At 66.7% G+C, this 13,782-nt stretch carries 12 protein-coding genes; 4 read left to right on the plus strand and 8 right to left on the minus strand.

Going from position 1 to position 13,782, the window contains the following annotated elements; all coding sequences use genetic code 11:
* Window positions 1-63: 63 nt before the first annotated feature.
* Both ACCD06_RS26220 and ACCD06_RS26225 read left to right on the plus strand, forming a co-directional pair.
* Complete coding sequence (locus ACCD06_RS26220) at window positions 64-783, plus strand: BON domain-containing protein (protein WP_247871399.1); 720 nt, start codon at window positions 64-66, stop codon at window positions 781-783.
* 12 nt (window positions 784-795) lie between these two features.
* A complete protein-coding gene (locus ACCD06_RS26225) occupies window positions 796-2,265 on the plus strand; it encodes a hypothetical protein (RefSeq protein ID WP_413344593.1) in 1,470 nt (489 codons plus the stop codon).
* A gap of 9 nt (window positions 2,266-2,274) precedes the next feature.
* Here ACCD06_RS26225 and ACCD06_RS26230 read toward each other — a convergent pair whose 3' ends face one another.
* The 7 genes from ACCD06_RS26230 to ACCD06_RS26260 all read right to left on the minus strand — a co-directional run bounded on the left by ACCD06_RS26230 (window position 2,275) and on the right by ACCD06_RS26260 (window position 11,034).
* Entirely contained in the window at window positions 2,275-3,273 is a 999-nt protein-coding gene (locus ACCD06_RS26230; protein WP_413344595.1) for an NAD(P)H-quinone oxidoreductase, read from the minus strand.
* A gap of 399 nt (window positions 3,274-3,672) precedes the next feature.
* Window positions 3,673-4,599: an IclR family transcriptional regulator gene (locus ACCD06_RS26235; protein WP_109074641.1), complete on the minus strand. Its 927-nt coding sequence runs from the start codon at window positions 4,597-4,599 to the stop codon at window positions 3,673-3,675.
* A 123-nt stretch (window positions 4,600-4,722) separates the two neighbouring features.
* Window positions 4,723-5,613 (minus strand): succinate--CoA ligase subunit alpha, encoded by an 891-nt coding sequence (sucD, locus tag ACCD06_RS26240; protein WP_149224628.1) that lies wholly within the window; start codon window positions 5,611-5,613, stop codon window positions 4,723-4,725.
* A 1-nt stretch (window position 5,614) separates the two neighbouring features.
* A complete protein-coding gene (sucC, locus tag ACCD06_RS26245; protein WP_413344598.1) occupies window positions 5,615-6,814 on the minus strand; it encodes an ADP-forming succinate--CoA ligase subunit beta in 1,200 nt (399 codons plus the stop codon).
* Window positions 6,815-7,059: 245 nt separating this feature from the next.
* A complete protein-coding gene (frc, locus tag ACCD06_RS26250; RefSeq protein ID WP_413344600.1) occupies window positions 7,060-8,334 on the minus strand; it encodes a formyl-CoA transferase in 1,275 nt (424 codons plus the stop codon).
* Window positions 8,335-8,393: 59 nt separating this feature from the next.
* Entirely contained in the window at window positions 8,394-10,157 is a 1,764-nt protein-coding gene (gene oxc, locus ACCD06_RS26255) for an oxalyl-CoA decarboxylase (protein ID WP_199232158.1), read from the minus strand.
* A 43-nt stretch (window positions 10,158-10,200) separates the two neighbouring features.
* Window positions 10,201-11,034, minus strand: coding sequence for a GntR family transcriptional regulator (locus ACCD06_RS26260; protein WP_247871039.1), 834 nt, complete (start codon window positions 11,032-11,034; stop codon window positions 10,201-10,203).
* A gap of 134 nt (window positions 11,035-11,168) precedes the next feature.
* Between ACCD06_RS26260 and ACCD06_RS26265 the strand changes: the two genes are divergently transcribed.
* Both ACCD06_RS26265 and ACCD06_RS26270 read left to right on the plus strand, forming a co-directional pair.
* Window positions 11,169-12,002 carry an IclR family transcriptional regulator gene (locus tag ACCD06_RS26265; RefSeq protein ID WP_109157678.1) on the plus strand — a complete coding sequence of 278 codons (834 nt, stop codon included), beginning with the start codon at window positions 11,169-11,171 and terminating at the stop codon, window positions 12,000-12,002.
* Between the two features lies 1 nt (window position 12,003).
* Window positions 12,004-13,092, plus strand: a complete 1,089-nt coding sequence (locus ACCD06_RS26270) for an AraC family transcriptional regulator (protein WP_413344603.1) — start codon at window positions 12,004-12,006, stop codon at window positions 13,090-13,092.
* Here ACCD06_RS26270 and ACCD06_RS26275 read toward each other — a convergent pair.
* A complete protein-coding gene (locus ACCD06_RS26275) occupies window positions 12,973-13,716 on the minus strand; it encodes an SDR family oxidoreductase (RefSeq protein WP_413344605.1) in 744 nt (247 codons plus the stop codon). The two genes, ACCD06_RS26270 and ACCD06_RS26275, sit on opposite strands and share 120 nt — an antisense overlap.
* Window positions 13,717-13,782: the final 66 nt, after the last annotated feature.

Below are 13,782 nucleotides of genomic sequence, written 5' to 3' on the forward strand. Positions count from 1 at the left end.
CGGCCGCTCCTTCGCAGTCGCAGCGACTGCAACATCCGTGCATCACCTCGGGACAAAGTGACGATGACTGGTGAAAGCCTCGAATTTCCCCATTGCAAAGACCGTTCCGCCGTGACTTTTTCCGGCCGCGCGCCGCATTTTCCCGGCGCTCGACACGCAGGCGAAGGGAGGCACGCTGTGACGGGTTTGAGCCGCCTTTGGATGATGGTCGCACTTGCCTGCGCAGCAGGGACTTCGCTGGCCGGTTGCGGGCCGCTGGTGCTGGGCACCGCGGGCGGCGCCGCCGTCGTGGCCTCGCAGGAGCGCGGTTTCAGCGGCTTCGTCAGCGACACCGAAATCCGCGCCCGCATCAATTCGCTGTGGCTGCAGCATTCGATCGACATGACCAACCGGATCGGCCTGACCGTCGACCAGGGCCGCGTGCTGCTGACCGGCCGCGCCGCCGACGCGCAGATGCGGCTCGACGCGGTGCGTCTCGCCTGGCAGGCCGACGGCGTCAAGGAAGTCATCAACGAAATCCAGATCGACAACGGGTCCAGCATCGTGGACACCGCGCGCGACACCTGGATTTCAACCCAGATTCGCAGCCGGATCACGTTCGATGCGAATATTCATAGCCAAAATTACAGCATCGATACCGTCGATGGTGTTGTCTATCTGATGGGTGTCGCCAGTTCACAGGAAGAGCTGAACAACGTGCTCCAGCACGCCCGTTCGGTGCCCAACGTTCAACGCGTCGTCAGCTACGTGCGTCTGCTCTCAAACCAAAACCTCCAGGGTTGAAACCCGACCGCCATGGCCTCCGCCCTATCCCGCGTCCTCGCCGTTCTCCGCACCGCCGCCGTCGCCGCAGCCCTGATCCTGCCGGCGGCGGTCGCGACCGGTCCCGTTCTGGCGCAGGATGCGGCGACGCAGGGCGCAGCGCAGGGCATACCGGGGGCCCCGGACGTGGTGGCGCAAGATGTGGTGGCCCAGGATCAGGATGGCGGCGGGGCGGACTCCCCCGCCGCCGGCACGCCGGGTCCGGCCAACCGCCTGTTCGTCCAGGCGCTGCAGCTGATCCGGCAGGCCGACAACACTTATGACGTCGCCGAGGAGTCGCGCCTTCTGAAGGAGGCCGACAAGCTGTTCAACGAGATCGTGACGAAATACCCCGACAGCCCGCTGGCGGTGCAGCTCGTCACCAACCAGTTCGTGGGCGACTTCGACTTCTATGAATTCCGCTCGCGCATACGGGCGCTCGTCTGCAACGACGCGCTGAACAGCCTGTGCTTCCTCCACCGCATCGGCGAGATGCTGCCGCCGGTGGAAACGCCGATCACCGCCGCCCGCTGGGACTGGCTGTCGCTGGCGGTCGCCTACCAGCAGCTGGGCGATCCCGGCCGCGCCAAGGAGATCATGGCGCCCTTCGTCAGCGCGGTGCGCCGCGGCGGCGTCGCCGACAGCTCCGGCCAGGATCTGTTCGTCGCCCGCGCCCTGTCCCTGATGGGGCAGACGTCGCTGGCGCTCGACATCACGCGGCAGATCAACGACTGCTCGACCCGCATCTACAACCTCGCCGACATTGCCAAGGCGGCATCCTGGCGCGGTGACGCGGCATTGACCAACGCGCTGGCCGACGAGGCCAAGGGCTACGCCTCCAGCCACAATTGCTCGTGGGAGCTGGGGCTGGTCGCCCAGACGCTGCTGCGCGCAGGCAAGGAGGCGCAGGCCCGCACCCTGTTCCTGAACACGGTCGAGACGCAGTTCTCCAAGTTCAAGGAAACTCGCGGCGACTGCTGCCCGCCGGAGCTGGCGGTGGCGGCGGCCGACATCGGCGAGCCGAAGCTGGCGCTTGGCCTGCTCAGCACCGTGCAGGACGAGAACCCGTGGACGATCCCGGCGGTGCTGGGGCGGCTGGCCAAGCGGGGCGAGACGGCGATGGCCGTCGCCTATGCGGAACAGGTCGCCGACATCGACACCCGTGGCGAGGCTTATGCCGAGCTGATCGACGCGGCGATGAAGCGTGGCGAGCCGGCCGTCGCCAACGACCTGATGAACCGCCTGAACAAGCTGGCGGACGACTCCGCCGGCCGCCGACCCGGCCTGCTGGCACAGCGGGCCAAGGCGGAAAAGGCCTTCTACAACGACGACCGCTGGCGCCGCACCTTCCAGCAGGCGATCAACGCGGCGGAAAAGGCCAGCAACTTCGTCCGCCGCGACATCGGCGCCCCGCTGCTGGCCGCACTGGTCAGGATCGAGACCGGCCTGCCGATGTTGGATTGAAGACGATCATTACCCCACCGCCAGCACCAGCTTGCCGACATGCTGGTTGCTCTCCATCAGCCGGTGGGCGTCGGCGGCCTGGTCGAGCGGGAAGACCTCGTGGACGACGGGCTTGACCTTGCCCTGCTCGATCAGCGGCCAGACCCGTGCCTTCAGCTGCTCCGCCACCGCCTGCTTGTAGGCAACGGGACGCGCCCGCAGGGTGGAGCCGGTCAGCACCAGCCGCTTGGTCATCACCGGGAAAAAGTTCACGTTGGCCGTCGCCCCACGGACGAAGCCGATGCAGACATAGCGGCCCTCGACCGCCAGCGCGTCGATGCTGCGGGCGACGTAGTCGCCGCCGACGATGTCCAGCACCACATTGACGCCGGCGCCGCCGGTCGCCTCCTTGACCACCGCAACGAAATCCTCCTCGGCGTAGTCGATGGCACGTTCGGCGCCCAGCCGGACGCAGGCGCCGCATTTCTCGGGTCCGCGGGCGGTGGCGAAGACGCGCGCGCCGAAGGCCGCACCCAGCTGGATCGCCGTGGTGCCGATGCCGGACGTGCCTCCATGGACCAGCAACGCCTCGCCGGGCTGGAGCGCACCGCGCTCGAACACGTTCGACCAGACGGTGAAGAAGGTCTCCGGCAGGGCCGCCGCCTCGGCCATCGACAGGCCGGCGGGAATAGGCAGGCATTGCGCCGCCGGCACCACGCAGAACTCGGCATAGCCACCGCCGGCCAACAGGGCGCAGACGGGATCGCCGACCCGCCAGCTCTCAACCCCCTCGCCCAGCGCATCGACGGTCCCGGCGACCTCCAGGCCGGGGATGTCGGTGATGCCGGGCGGCGGATTGTACTTGCCGAGCCGTTGCAGCACGTCGGGCCGGTTGACGCCGGCAGCCTGGACGGCGATGCGGATCTCGCCCGGCGCCGGATCGGGAACCGGACGGCGCGCCGCGACCAGCACCTCCGGTTTGCCGGGCTGGCTCACCTTGATGGCCGTCATGCTTCTGGTGTCTGTCATTCGGATCGTTCCCCTGCCCTGTCGTCGTGATGGGTTTGGGGGCACTGTGTCGTCACGGCGGACGGCCAGTCCACGCGGCGATGGATCCGATTTCGCCCTGCGGAAAAGTCAAAAAAATGGCCGTGCTGCACACAGCACGGCCAGTCTCCGAGAGAAGCGCGAACATGCAAAACAACACATCCGCCCGATGAGAAAGGAACGCCTTTCCCGAGACAGACAATCGCACCGATCCGATCGATTTGCCCGAGAAAAAAGCCGCTTTTCCATTCCGTGGAAACGATTCTTTTCTCAAGAAAAAAGGCCGCGTCCCGTGAGGAACGCGGCCCTGAGTGCGCCAGGGAGGAATGCCAACGTGCACCACCTGCCGTCAGCTCTTGGCGTTACTGTTCCGTGTAAGGGTCAGTTGGGAACCGGCACGCGGCCGCCCAGTTCCTGCGTCACCGCGGCGGCGGCGCGCTTGACCATCTCGCCCAGGGCGCGCAACCGCGCGTCCTCGATGCGCCGGCTGGAGCCGGACAGCGACAGGGCGCCCATCACACGGGAATTCTCGTCGAAGATCGGGGCGGCGACACAGCGCAGGCCGGACACCCGCTCCTCCTGGTCCAGGGCATAGCCGCGGGTGCGGACCAGCGTCAGGTCGCGGTAGAGCGCCGGCAGCGACGACAGGGTGCTGCGGGTGAACTGGCGCATGCCGCGCTGGGTGACGATGGTCTGGATCTTGGTCTCCGGCATGCCGGCCAGCAGAGCCTTGCCGACGGCGGAGCAGTGCAGCAGCGTGCGGTCGGTCTGCGGCACCGCGACCTGGGCGGCGCGGGGACCGCCGACGCGGGCCAGATAGAGCGCCTCGCCATTCTCCTCGACGGCGAGGTTCACGATCTCGCTGCTCTCCTCCATCAGGCGGCGCATGCGGGGACGGGCGACATCGACCAGATTGCGGGTCTTCAGGAAATTGGCGCCGGTCATATAGGCCTGGACGCCGACCACCCAGCCGCGCGCGCTCTGGTCGAAGCGGACGTAGCGCTCGTACTGCAGGGTCGTCAGCAGGCGATGGGTGGTGGAGGGCGACAGGGTCGCGGCCTCAGACAACTCGGTCAGGGTCATCGGCCCGTCGTTGGAGCCGAGGATCGTCAGGATGTTCAGCGCGCGGCACAGCGACTGGACGACTTGGCCCCGATCGGCTTTGGCATCGGCCTTGGCGTCCTTGCCGTTGTCGTTCTTCACCCGCGGCGTTTCGATGATGGCGGTCTTGATGATCGCGGCGGCGCCCTCGCTGGGGTCATCGTGGATGATGCGGCGGGCAGTGCTCGTGTGGGCTTGCGCTTTCATGTCCCATCTCCCTCGGGGTCCGGCGCGTTGATTGCGCCTGTCTGTTGCGGCTGATGGCGTGAGTGACAGAAGCTTTGTGTGAAGCGCGGGACCGTCGCGGACGGCGGTCCCGCGGGGTACCGGTCAACCTTTGAAAATGGACTGCATGGTGGAGCCCAGGCTGGCGGGGCTGTCGGCGACGGCGATGCCGACCGACTTCATGAAGTCGATCTTGAAGTCGGCGGTGTCGTTGCCGCCGGAGATCACCGCGCCGGCATGGCCCATGCGGCGGCCCGGAGGAGCCGTGCGGCCGGCGATGAAGCCGACGACCGGCTTCTTCGTGCCCGAGGCCTTGATGAACTCGGCGCCGCGGACTTCGGCGTCGCCGCCGATCTCGCCGATCATGATGATGCCCTCGGTCTCCGGGTCCTTCACGAACAGCTCCAGGCTGTCGACGAAGTTGGTGCCGTTGACCGGATCGCCGCCGATGCCGATGCAGGTGGTCTGGCCGAGGCCGGCCGCCGTGGTCTGCGCCACCGCTTCATAGGTCAGCGTGCCGGAGCGCGAGACGATGCCGATCTTGCCACGCTTGTGGATGTGGCCCGGCATGATGCCGATCTTGCACTCGTCCGGCGTGATGATGCCGGGGCAGTTCGGGCCGATCAGGCGGGTCCCAACTCCATTTTTACGGGAGCCGTCCAGGGCGCGCTTGACGCGGACCATGTCCAGCACCGGGATGCCTTCGGTGATGCAGACCACCAGCGGGATCTCGGCATCGATGGCTTCCAGGATCGCGTCCGCGGCGAAGGGCGGCGGCACGTAGATCACGGAGGCGTTCGCACCGGTCTTCTCCACCGCTTCCGACACGGTGTCGAAGATCGGCAGGTCGAGGTGCTTGGCGCCGCCCTTACCCGGGGTCACGCCGCCGACCATCTTGGTGCCGTAGGCGATGGCCTGCTCGGAGTGGAAGGTGCCCTGGGCTCCGGTGAAGCCCTGGCAGATCACCTTCGTGTTCTTATCGACGAGAACAGCCATCTCACGCGGCCTCCTTCTTGACGGCGGCGACGATCTTCTTGGCTGCGTCGTCCAGATTGTCGGCGGACAGGATCGGCAGGCCGGAGTCTGCGAGGATCTTCTTGCCCAGCGCCACGTTGGTGCCTTCCAGCCGCACCACCAGCGGGACATGCAGCTTCACGTCGCGGGCCGCGGCGACCACGCCCTCGGCGATCACGTCGCAGCGCATGATGCCGCCGAAGATGTTGACCAGGATGCCCTCGACCGCGCTGTCGGACAGGATCAGCTTGAAGGCCGCGGTGACGCGCTCCTTCGTGGCGCCGCCGCCGACGTCGAGGAAGTTGGCCGGCTCGGCACCATAGAGCTTGATGATGTCCATGGTGGCCATCGCCAGACCGGCGCCGTTGACCATGCAGCCGATGTTGCCGTCGAGCTTGACGTAGTTCAGCTCGTGCTTGGCGGCTTCGATCTCGGCCGGGTCTTCCTCGGCCTCGTCACGCAGCGCGGCGACCTCCTTGTGGCGGAACAGCGCGTTGTCGTCGAAGCTCATCTTGGCGTCGAGCGCCAGGATGTCGCCCGAACCGGTGACGATCAGCGGGTTGATCTCGACGATGGCGCAGTCCAGATCCACGAACGCCTTGTAGGCGGCCTGGATGAACTTGGCGGCGGCGCCAATCTGCTTGCCTTCCAGGCCGAGCGCGAAGGCGACCTTGCGGGTGTGGTAGCCCTGGATGCCGGTGGCCGGGTCGATGGCGACCTTGACGATCTTCTCCGGCGTGTTGTGAGCGACCTCTTCGATCTCCATGCCGCCTTCGGTCGAGGCGATGATGGTGACGCGGCCGGTGGCGCGGTCGATCAGCAGGCCGAGATACAGCTCGCGCTTGATGTCGGCGCCTTCCTCGACATAGAGGCGCTTGACCTCCTTGCCCGCCGGGCCGGTCTGCTTGGTCACGAGAACGTGGTTCAGCATCTCGGCGGCGTTGGAGGCGACCTCCTCGATCGACTTGACGACACGGACGCCGCCCTTGCCGTTCGGATTGTCCTGGAACCGACCGGCGCCGCGGCCACCGGCATGGATCTGCGACTTCACCACCCAGACCGGACCGCCCAGCTCGCGGGCGACCGATTCAGCCTCTTCCGGGGTGAAGGCCACACCGCCGCGCGGAACGGCGACGCCATACCCCCGCAGCAGATCCTTGGCCTGATATTCGTGAATGTTCATGATTTGCGTCTCAACCCTGTCGGGAATGGTCTTTTGGATGCCGCGGGGAGTCGGAAATTTGTCGACTGACAGGCGGCGGATTTTTAAAAGTCCGGGCTTCGGCTCTCAGGCGACCGGGAAGGGGACGGTCGGGGGAGAGGGAGGCGCGGTCCAGTATTTTAAAGGCACTATTGCTGGTGGAGTTAGACCCCCACCTAACCTCCCCCGCTGGGCGGGGGAGGGACTAAGTTTGCGTGGCGTGTGCGTTACTCCGCCGCTAACCGCTGCACGACGCCGATGGCGCCGCTGTCGCGGATTTCGACGATCTCACGCTCGCCGAAACCCAGCACGTCACGCAGGATTTCGTCGGTGTGCTCGCCCAGCAGGGGGGAGCGGGTGACCTCCGTCGGGCTGTCGGACAGCTTGATCGGGTTGCCGACCGTCAGGTAGCTGCCGCGGGTCGGATGCTCCACCTCGACCAGCGTGCCGGTCTCGTAGAGCGACTTGTCTTCGGCGATCTCTTTCATCGACAGGATGGGACCGCAGGGGATGTCGTACTTGTTGAGGATGTCCATGACCTCGAACTTGCTCAGGGTCTTGGTCCACTCCTCGACGGTGCCGAAGATCTGCATCAGGCGCGGCAGGCGGGCCACCGGGGTGGCGTAGTCGGGATCGGTGATCCACTCCTCCTTGCCGATGACCTTGCAGATCGACTTCCACACCGGCGCCTGGGCGATGAAGTAGATGTAGGCGTTGGGATCCGTCTCCCAGCCCTTGCACTTCAGGATCCAGCCCGGCTGACCGCCGCCCGAGGCGTTGCCGGCCCGCGGCACGGTGTCGCCGAACTCGCCGTTCGGATATTGCGGGTATTCCTTCATCGGCCCGTGGGCAAGGCGCTGCTGGTCGCGCAGCTTGACGCGGCACAGGTTCAGAACCGCGTCCTGCATGGCGGCCAGCACCTTCTGGCCCCGGCCGGTTTCCTTGCGCTGGTAGAGCGCGGTGACGATGCCCAGCGCCAGATGCAGGCCGGTGCCGCTGTCGCCGATCTGGGCACCGGTGACCATGGGCGGGCCGTCGTCGAAGCCGGTGGTCGAGGCGGCGCCGCCCGCGCATTGGGCGACGTTCTCGTACACCTTGCAGTTCTCGAACGGCCCGGGGCCGAAGCCCTTGACCGACGCGACGATCATCGCGGGGTTCAGTTCCTGGATGCGTTCCCAGGTGAACCCCATGCGATCGAGCACGCCGGGGGCGAAGTTTTCGACCATCACGTCGCAGGTCTTGATCAGCGCCTCCAGCACCTCCTTGCCCTTGGGGGTCTTGGTGTCGAGGGTGATGGACCGCTTGTTGTGGTTCAGCATGGTGAAATACAGGCTGTCGGCGTCCGGCAGATCGCGCAGCTGGCTGCGGGTGATGTCACCCTCGCCCGGCCGTTCGACCTTGATGACGTCGGCGCCGAACCAGGCGAGCAACTGGGTGCAGGTCGGCCCCGACTGCACATGCGTGAAGTCGAGAATCCGCACGCCCTGAAGTGCCTTGCCCATGTATCTCTCCCCCTGCTTTTTTAAAGTCGTGTGGCCGCTTGGCTTCCTGAGGCCGTCTCTTAGGACGGCATCTTACGGACCGAACTGGTCGGGTTCAGGCTGCCGATGTTGCCGCTTTCGGTGCCCGCCGCCGGATCGATGACGGCGTTGATCAGGGTCGGACGGCCGCTGTCCATCGCCTCGTTGACCGCGCGGTACAGCTCGTCCGGGTTGGTGACATGGACACCGACGCCACCGAAGGCTTCCATCATCTTGTCGTAACGGGAACCCGGGACGAAGACCATCGGCGACGGGTCGGCCCCGCCGGTCGGGTTGGTGTCGGTCCCGCGATAGATGCCGTTGTTGTTGAAGATGACGATGCAGACCGGCAGGTTGTAGCGGCAGATCGTCTCCACCTCCATGCCGGAGAAGCCGAAGGCGCTGTCGCCTTCCACCGCCAGCACCGGCTTGCCGCTCTCCACCGCCGCGGCGACGGCATAGCCCATGCCGACGCCCATGACGCCCCAGGTGCCGACATCCAGACGCTTGCGCGGCTCGTACATGTCGATGATGCCGCGGGCGAGGTCGAGGGTGTTGGCGCCCTCATTGACCAGCATGGCGTCCGGACGCTCCTTGATGACGCGGCGCAGAGCGCCGAGCGCACCATGGAAGTTCATCGGCGACGCGTTGCTCATCAGCTTCGGCGCCATCTTGGCGACGTTCTGCTCACGCTTGGCCGCGACGGTGGCCATCCACTCGGTCGGCGGGGTCAGGCCGCCCTCGATGCCCTTCAGCATCACTTCCATGACCGAGGCGATGTCGCCGACCAGCGGAGCATGGATTTCGACGTTGCTGTCCATCTCCCGCGGCTCGATGTCGACCTGGATGAACTTCTTGGAGCCCGGCTTGCCCCAGGTCTTGCCCTTGCCGTGCGACAGCAGCCAGTTCAGGCGCGCGCCGACCAGCATGACCACGTCGGCTTCCTGCAGCACCAGCGAACGGGCGGCGCCGGCCGACTGCGGATGGGTGTCGGGCAGCAGGCCCTTGGCCATGCTCATCTGCAGGAACGGGATGCCGCTCTTCTCGACGAAGGCGCGGATCGTCTCGTCGGCCTGGGCGTAAGCGGCACCCTTGCCGAAGATGACCAGCGGACGCTTGGCGCCCTTCAGCAGGTCGAGCGCGCGGTTGACCGCGTCGGCCGACGGATACTGCGCCGGGGTCGGATCGACCACCTTGACCAGCGACTTGGCGCCTTCCACGGCGTCCATCACCTGCGAGAACAGCTTCGCCGGCAGGTCGAGATAGACGCCGCCCGGACGGCCCGACACGGCGGCGCGGATGGCACGCGCCACGCCGATGCCGATGTCCTGGGCGTGCAGGATGCGGAAGGCGGCCTTGCAGAGCGGCTTGGCGATGGCGAGCTGGTCCATCTCCTCATAGTCGCCCTGCTGCAGGTCGACGATCTCGCGCTCCGACGAGCCGCTGATGAGGATCATCGGGAAGCAGTTGGTGGTGGCGTTCGCCAGAGCGGTCAGGCCGTTCAGGAAGCCCGGCGCCGACACCGTCATGCAGACGCCCGGCTTCTTCGTCATGAAACCGGCGATCGCGGCGGCGTTGCCGGCATTCTGTTCGTGGCGGAACGAAACGACGCGCATGCCCTCGGCCTGCGCCATGCGCAGCAGGTCGGAGATCGGAATACCGGGGACGACATACAGGTTGTTGATGTCGTTGAGCTTGAGCGCGTCGATGACGAGCTGGAAGCCGTCGGTCAGCGCCGGCGCGTCTTCGACAACAGATGCTTCCGTGGCCTGGTTCTTAGTGATCGTTGCAGCCGCAGTAGACATATGGGTGACTCCTCCCCGAGGCTCCAAAAAGGTTCAAGATCGGTTAGTCGAGGAAGGCGCAATGCCGTTCCACGTACTGTGCGAGACCGAGCGTGTGTTCCCGGACGCGGCGTTCCGCGAGATCGGCATCGCGGGCGGCAAGCGCCTCGATGATTTCCCGATGCTCGTGGACGGACTGGTCGGCACGGTCGCCGAGGCCCATCGTCGCGCGGCGGATCGCACGCATATGGATGAAGAAGCGGTCGGTCAGGTCCGAGATCAGGGTGGAGCCCGAAGCCTGGACGATGCTTTGATGGAAGACGATGTTGGCGTCCGAATACTCGGCGACATGCTCCGCCAACTCGGCTTTCGTATATTTGTCGAACGCGGCGTGCAGGAGTTCCAGCTTGTCCGTGGTGGCGTTTTCGACGAACAGGCGTGCCGCCATGCCTTCCAGGGCGGCACACACCGTGATCATCTCCACCAGTTCGGCCTTCGTCTTGCGCACCACGAAGATCCCGCGCCGCGGTTGGGAGCGGATGAACCCCTCCTGTTCCAGCAGCGCCATCGCCTCACGCACCGGGGTGCGGCTGACACCCAACGCTTCGCACAGACGGCGTTCGTCCAACCTGATCTCGTTGCTCTGGCCGTAGATGTTCATCTGCGTGATGGCCTGTCGCAGCGATTGGTAGGCCTTGGCCTTGAAGCTCATCCCCTGTTCGAGGGGTTCAACACTGAATCTTTCGCGGTTCATCACGTTTCCGACCCTTTGCGCGCCGACGCCATCGGCGCCGCTTGTTGTCGTGAGCGTTCCTGTGCGAGCGTCCGGGTGATCGCCCTGTGGCGCGTCGTTTTGAATTATCGATACGGTATACCAGATGCCAGACACCCGCAACATCAATTGCGGGCACCTCGAACTATTTCTGCCGCCGACGGAGTTGCGGACGGTTTTGTTCGATTTTTCTGGCTATTGCGCGGTAATCGCCCTAATTTGGCCGTCCTAGGACCGCTCTTCGGGGAAGGAGCCATCGCATGGCCGACACTCAGCATCTGGCCAAGGCCGCGGACGAGCCGTCATCCGGCGCGGCGGAGGAAGCGTCCGACCCGAACTTCATGACCTCTCTGGCCCGTGGCCTGTCGGTGATTCGCGCTTTCACCGAACGCGAGCCGAACCTGACCATCGCCGACATCGCCAAGATCACCGGCCTGCCGCGGGCGGCGGCACGGCGCTGCCTGCTGACGCTGATGCAACTGGGCTATGCCGGATCGGACGGCCGGACCTTCCATCTGCGGCCGAAGATCCTGGCGCTGGGCTATTCCTTCCTGTCGTCGGCCCCGCTGGCGACGATCCTCGACCCGCTGATCGAGCAGGTCAGCGGGGCGGTGCAGGAATCCTGTTCCGCCGCCGTGCTGGACGAGGACGACGTGGTCTATATCGCCCGCGCGGCGACCAAGCGGATCATGTCGGTCGGGCTGAATGTCGGCAGCCGCCTGCCCGCCTATTGCACCTCGATGGGCCGCGTCCTGCTGGCGGCGCTGCCGGAGGCGGAGCTGGACGCCTATCTGGCGCGGGTGCCGCTGAAGCCCTACACCGAGCGGACTATCACGGCGGCCGACGCACTGAAACGCGAACTGGAGCGGGTGCGGGAGCGCGGCTTCTCATTGGTGGACCAGGAGCTGGAGCTGGGGCTGCGCTCCATCGCCGTGCCGATCCGCACCGCGTCGGGCGGCGTAGTCGCGGCGATGAACATCAGCGCCCAGGCCGCCCGCGTCACCTGCCCGGAGATGGAGGTGCAGTTCCTGCCCCACCTGACCCGCGCGGCGGAAGAGGCGCGGGTGCTGCTGGTGCGCTCACGGGGGGTGTGAGGTGGAGGTCCGCCCTTCCGCGGACGGCGATCCACTCTCGGACATCCTGACGCTGGCGGGCAGCCGCTGCGCCGTGTCCGGCCGGCTGGCGGCCGGCGGGAACTGGGCGATGCGCTTCCCACCGCCGGGGATGATCAAATTCATCGCCATCATGACGGGCGACGTCTGGCTGGCGGTGGACGGCATCGATGAGCCGCGGCACCTCGCCACCGGCGACGTGATCATGCTGGCCGCGGAGCAGCCATTTCGGCTCGGCAGCGACCTTGCCCTGCCCGCGGAGGACGGCGCCGGCGCTTTCGCCGCCGCGGCCGGCGATCCGACGAAGGGTGACCGGGTGACGGTCGGCAACGGCGCGGAGTTCCTGGCGGTCGGCGGGCATGTCACGCTCGATCCAATCCGTGGCCACCTGCTCCGGGACGTGTTGCCGCCGCTGATCCATGTTCGGTCGGGAGCGGCGGAGGCGCCCGCCATGCGCTGGCTGCTCGACCAGCTCGGAAGCGAATTGGCCGAAGGACGGCCGGGCACCATGCTGGTGTCGGGTCAGTTGGCGCAGATGCTGTTCGTCCAGATCATCCGCGCCCATCTCGCCACATCCGGTCCGCTCGGTCCCGGTTGGGCCGGCGCGTTGCGCGACCCGCGCCTCGTTCCCGCCCTGCGGCTGATGCACGGCGATCCCGGCCGCGCCTGGCAACTCGGGGAACTGGCGCGGGCGTCGGGCATGTCGCGGACGGCCTTCGCCGTACGCTTCAAGGCGGCGGCCGGGGTCGGGCCGCTCACCTATCTGCTGAACTGGCGCATGCGGCTGGCCGAGCGGGAGCTGTGCTGCGAGACGACGTCGGTGTCGGCCATCGCCCTGTCGCTCGGCTACCAGTCGGAAAGCGCGTTCAGCAACGCCTTCAAGCGGACCTTCGGTATGGCGCCGAGCCTCTACCGCAACAAGCATGCGGCAGCCGGGCTGGTGGCGGCGCGGTCAGGCCTGCGCGGTGGGGCGGACGATGATCTCGTTGATGTCGACGTCGGCAGGCTGGTCGATGGCGAAAGCGATGGCACGGGCGACGGCGTCCGGCGGGATCCCAAGCGCGTCGCGTGATGCGGCAACCCGCGCCCGCACCTCCGCACTGGTGATGCCGTCGATAAAGTCCGTGCGAACGAAACCCGGCGACACGACCGTCACCCGAAGGGTCTCGCCGGCCTCCTGCCGCAGCCCTTCGCAGATGGTGCGGACGGCGACCTTCGTTCCGGCATAGACGGCCATGGTGGGCACCGTGCGGTGCGCGGCGGTCGATGCCGTGGTGACGAAATGGCCGCTTCCCTGGGCGCGGAAGACCGGCAGCGCCGCAGCGATGCCGTAGAGCACGCCCTTGATGTTGACGTCCACCATGTCTTCCCAATCCTCGACCCGCAACTCGTCGAGCGGCGAGATCGGACCGATCCCGGCATTGTTGATGAGGACATCAAGCCGTCCGAACCGCTCGCACGCCAGCCCGACCAGAGCGGTCAGGTCGCCGCGCCGGCGGACATCGGTCGGCAGAAAGACCGCTTCGCCGCCGGCCTGCGCGATGCGTCGAGCCAGCGCGTCCAGCCGATCCGCCCGGCGGGCGCCGAGGACGAGCTTCGCGCCGGACGCGGCCAGACGCAGGGCCGTCGCCTCGCCGATGCCGCTGCTGGCACCGGTGATCGCCACGACCTTCGAGGTGGGTGCTGAGCTGTTCATGAGTCGTCTCCGTTGTGGGGAACGGCAACGATAGACGCCGGGCGCCGAACGCTGAATGCGCGGGCG

It is taken from the genome of Azospirillum sp. CT11-132, from assembly GCF_047302835.1.
GTDB lineage: Bacteria > Pseudomonadota > Alphaproteobacteria > Azospirillales > Azospirillaceae > Azospirillum.

What these genes read in the sequence shown, in the direction of transcription:
- ACCD06_RS26220 (WP_247871399.1), top strand. Translation starts at nt 64, where the DNA reads ATGACTGGTGAAAGCCTCGAATTTCCCCATTGCAAAGACCGTTCCGCC.
- ACCD06_RS26225 (WP_413344593.1), top strand. Translation starts at nt 796, where the DNA reads ATGGCCTCCGCCCTATCCCGCGTCCTCGCCGTTCTCCGCACCGCCGCC.
- ACCD06_RS26230 (WP_413344595.1), bottom strand. Translation starts at nt 3,273, where the DNA reads ATGACAGACACCAGAAGCATGACGGCCATCAAGGTGAGCCAGCCCGGC.
- ACCD06_RS26235 (WP_109074641.1), bottom strand. Translation starts at nt 4,599, where the DNA reads ATGAAAGCGCAAGCCCACACGAGCACTGCCCGCCGCATCATCCACGAT.
- sucD (WP_149224628.1), bottom strand. Translation starts at nt 5,613, where the DNA reads ATGGCTGTTCTCGTCGATAAGAACACGAAGGTGATCTGCCAGGGCTTC.
- sucC (WP_413344598.1), bottom strand. Translation starts at nt 6,814, where the DNA reads ATGAACATTCACGAATATCAGGCCAAGGATCTGCTGCGGGGGTATGGC.
- frc (WP_413344600.1), bottom strand. Translation starts at nt 8,334, where the DNA reads ATGGGCAAGGCACTTCAGGGCGTGCGGATTCTCGACTTCACGCATGTG.
- oxc (WP_199232158.1), bottom strand. Translation starts at nt 10,157, where the DNA reads ATGTCTACTGCGGCTGCAACGATCACTAAGAACCAGGCCACGGAAGCA.
- ACCD06_RS26260 (WP_247871039.1), bottom strand. Translation starts at nt 11,034, where the DNA reads ATGTTGCGGGTGTCTGGCATCTGGTATACCGTATCGATAATTCAAAAC.
- ACCD06_RS26265 (WP_109157678.1), top strand. Translation starts at nt 11,169, where the DNA reads ATGGCCGACACTCAGCATCTGGCCAAGGCCGCGGACGAGCCGTCATCC.
- ACCD06_RS26275 (WP_413344605.1), bottom strand. Translation starts at nt 13,716, where the DNA reads ATGAACAGCTCAGCACCCACCTCGAAGGTCGTGGCGATCACCGGTGCC.